Annotated in this window: 3 protein-coding genes; 1 reads left to right on the forward strand and 2 read right to left on the reverse strand. The window is 68.9% G+C overall.

Annotation, left to right across the window (positions count from 1 at the left end):
- Nucleotides 1-175 precede the first annotated feature (175 nt).
- Both VI238_RS00790 and VI238_RS00795 read right to left on the reverse strand, forming a co-directional pair.
- Nucleotides 176-1,633 carry a hypothetical protein gene (locus VI238_RS00790; RefSeq protein ID WP_331647429.1) on the reverse strand — a complete coding sequence of 486 codons (1,458 nt, stop codon included), beginning with the start codon at nucleotides 1,631-1,633 and terminating at the stop codon, nucleotides 176-178.
- A gap of 88 nt (nucleotides 1,634-1,721) precedes the next feature.
- On the reverse strand, nucleotides 1,722-3,074 hold the full coding sequence (locus VI238_RS00795) for an alpha/beta hydrolase family protein (protein ID WP_331647430.1): 1,353 nt from the start codon (nucleotides 3,072-3,074) through the stop codon (nucleotides 1,722-1,724).
- Nucleotides 3,075-3,172: 98 nt separating this feature from the next.
- Here VI238_RS00795 and VI238_RS00800 point away from each other — a divergent pair.
- The coding region (locus VI238_RS00800) for a hypothetical protein (RefSeq protein ID WP_331647431.1) at nucleotides 3,173-3,437 on the forward strand (265 nt) is incomplete at its 3' end.

The following is a 3,437-nucleotide window of genomic DNA, read 5'->3' on the forward strand; positions in this document are numbered from 1 at the left end:
ACGGAGCACACGGAGCACACGGAGAGAGCAAGGCGAGAGAGCATTTCGAAAGAAAAGCTTTTCCTCCGTGTGCTCTGTGTGCTCCATGATTCAATCTTTGAATCGCTTTTCCTTCGTGTCCTTCGTGTCCTTCGTGTTTCAATCTTTCGCTCTGCCTTGCTCGCCGACAACCGAGTCAGGGATCGAGCCCGTCGCGGAAGATCGCATCGGACTGCAGGCGCAGCACGCCGAGCGTGTACGCATCGGGGAGGGGGCCCGGGGGCGTGAGCAGGCCGGCGATGAGCGGGCGCTCGCCGGAGAGCGTCATCGCGGTCGCGACCTGCACATCGGCGCTGCCTGCGCTGAACGTGTAGCGATTGATGCCGTTGCCGTCGAACGTATCGTCGAGCGCGCCGGTGAAGTGCATGCGCGCGGCGAAGAAATTGCGCGTGTCGGCGCCGGTCGGGTCGATCCAGCCACTGGCGACGATGCGCCGGTCCTGGCGCACCGCGAGCGCGGTGATGGCGGTGCCGTCCTCGTACTGCAACACGACGAGGCCGCTGTCGCCGAAGTTCGCGTCCAGGCTGCCGTCGCGGCGCACGCGGAAGACGAGCGTGCCCGGTGTCACGCCACTCGTCGGATTGATGTTCGCGGCGACGAGGATGCCGTCGTTGTGAGGGTCGATCGCGATCGCGGGCACGTTATAGCTACCGAGCAGGTCGACATCGCGGAATCCGGCGCCGTTGAACCCCGTGTCGAGCTCACCGTTCGGCAGCAGGCGCACGAGCATCGGGATGCCGCGGTCGTCCTGGTCGTCGTAGTCCTCGCGATGGCCGCCGATGACGATGCGGCCCTGCGTGTCGATCGCGAGCGCGGTCGCGACTTCCGGCAGGTAGTGATCGGTCGCATCGGTGCGGCCGAAGCTGACCCAGCCTGCGTTGCCGAAGCCGGTATCGACGCTGCCATTCGCGTTGATGCGCACGGCCATGAAGTCCTCGAAGCTGCCGTGCCCGCAATCCGTGCAGTAACCGTAGACGACGAGCTTGCCGTCGGGCGCCCGCACCGCGCCGTTGAACCGCACGCCGGCATTGGCGCCCAACGGCTGGCTCGAGATGAGCACCTTGCCCGCGCTCCCGAAGCTCGTGTCGAGCGATCCATCCGGGCGCAGCTTGACGACGCCGAGTACTTCGAAGGGGCGCGCCATGCTTTCCTTCGCGGCGATGACGAACATGCCGTTGCCGGGGACGGGCAGGATGCCGACGCAATCGTCGTTGAACGGCTGTGCGTCGAGATGGACGAGCTGCCAGCCGCCGAGGCCGAATGCGACGTCGAGCGCGCCGGAGGGCGCAAATTTCGCGACGCCGCATGCATCGAAGCCGTCGCTGCCGCCCGCGGTGTCGAATGCGCCGACCGTGACCACGCTGCCGTCGCCGAGCACGGCGACGGCGCGGGTCGAGACCTGCAGCACATCCATGCCGGAATATGTCGTCGGCCACGCGAACAGCGCCTTGCCGTCGCCGGAGAAGGTCGGATCCGGGTCGCCGTCGCCGGCGATCGCGGCGCCGCTCGCGGCGAGCAGCAGGGCAAGCACGCAGCGCGTGGTCGCGCGGATGCCGCCGCGCGCGAAAGTAGTCGTCGTCCGTATCGCAGCCATCGGCCCCTCGTCGTCGCTGCGCCACCGGTGTGGCGCGTTGCAAGAGGACACGGAGTAGCGCGATGTGCGGGGCCAGCGCCGCGCTAGGTCAGTGCGGCGGTGGCGCGAGTTCCGCGTCGCCGTAGGCGGCCGCGAGCGCCTTGCCCTTGATGAAATCGGCCATGAGATCGAAATAGCCGGCCGAGCGGCGCGTCGACACGCGTTCGCCGTCGGGCTTTGTCTCGAACTCGACGATGCCGTGGTCGGCGTTCGGGAACAGCGCGGTGGTGATCGGCCGGCCTTCGGCCTGCAGCGCGGCGAGGCGGCGGCGCGTTTCGAACGGGGGCGCGTCGCGATCCTGGCCGCCGAGCACCCACAGTTGCGGCACGTCGAGGTTGTGCAGCACGGGCATCGGGTCGTAGCGCACGGGAATGCCGGCGACGAGTGCGCGCAGGTCGCGGCGCGCGACCTCGGGCGTCGCGGCGAGCAGGTAGCCGGCGATGTTGCCGCGCACGGACTTGAACCACGCTTCGTTCGCGTACTGCTTTTTCACCGCGTCGAGGCGATCGTAGCCTTCGGTGAAGTCGCTCTCGACGATCCCGATCGCTGCGTCGGAAATCGTCATCGCCTTCGCCTGCGCGTCGGCATCGAAGCCCGCGCGCTGCAGGTCGAACGCGACCGCTTCGCGGTCTTCCTCGAGCGGCGAGACGGCGAGGCCGAAACTGACGACCGCGAAGTCGACCCGTTCGATGCGCGCGGCGAGCGGCACGACCCAGCCGCCCTGGCTGCCGCCCTGGTAGCCGACGCGTCCCGCGCGCGCGCCGGCGAGGCGCCGCGCCTCGTGCATCGCGTGGATCGCGTCGACCGCGAGCGTGAGGTAGTCCTGCGTGTAGCGCCCGCCCGATGCGCCGGTGCCGCGCTTGTCGTAGGCGAACACGCCGATGCCGTGGCTCGCGAATTCGCGCTGCAGGGTGTAGTCGTGCAGCGCCGACGAATGCTCGGCGCCGTGCACGAGCACGACCAGCGGTACGCGCGCGTCGCCGGGCGACAGCGTGAGGCGGCCGGCGAGTTCGACGCCGCTGCCTTCGAAACGCGTGTCGGTCTGCACGAGCGGAATGCGCGTGCCCTTGGTCGCGTCGAAGCGCAGCCCGCCTCGACCGCAACCGCGGATGACGACGCGATGGCCATCGGGGCGACCGGTCCAGCCGTAGGTGCTCGTCCAGCGCTCGTGGCCTTGCGGCTTCAGCGCGCCGGTCGTGCCGTCGGTGCGCCGCCAGCGCAGGCTGCCGGCGGGGTCGCCGGGCGCGATGTCGAGCGACGTGCCGTCGGCCATCGCGTAAGCACCCACCTCGCAGGGCAGGGGTTCGCCGTTCGTCGCGGCGGCCGTGGCGGCGCAAGCGATCGAGCCGAGCAACGTGGCGAGGAGGCGAAGCGTGGGGTTCGGGCGGATGCGTTCGTTCATGGCAATTCCATGTATGTCAACATTTACGTAAATGTTGACGCGTGTGCCGTGGCGCGGTCAATATGCCGCAAGGCCCATAGCAGGCGGCGACGACGAGCATGAACGACTTCATCCATGGGCAGGGCCCGGCCTTCCTCGCGCACCTGCTGCGGCGCCTCGCGGACGAACTCGTGCAGGCCGCGGCGGACTGGTATCCGACGGTCGGCGTGAGCGCGCCGCCGCGCACGCTGTCGACACTCATCGCCCTCGACGAGCAGGGCCCGCTCGGCGTCACCGAGCTCGCCGGTCGTTTGCGCCAGTCGCACCCGCTCGTGATCGTCTGGATCAGGGAACTGTCGGGATTGTCTCTCGTGGAGCAGACCA

Origin of the sequence: Dokdonella sp. (genome assembly GCF_036518555.1) — a bacterium.
GTDB lineage: Bacteria > Pseudomonadota > Gammaproteobacteria > Xanthomonadales > Rhodanobacteraceae > Dokdonella_A.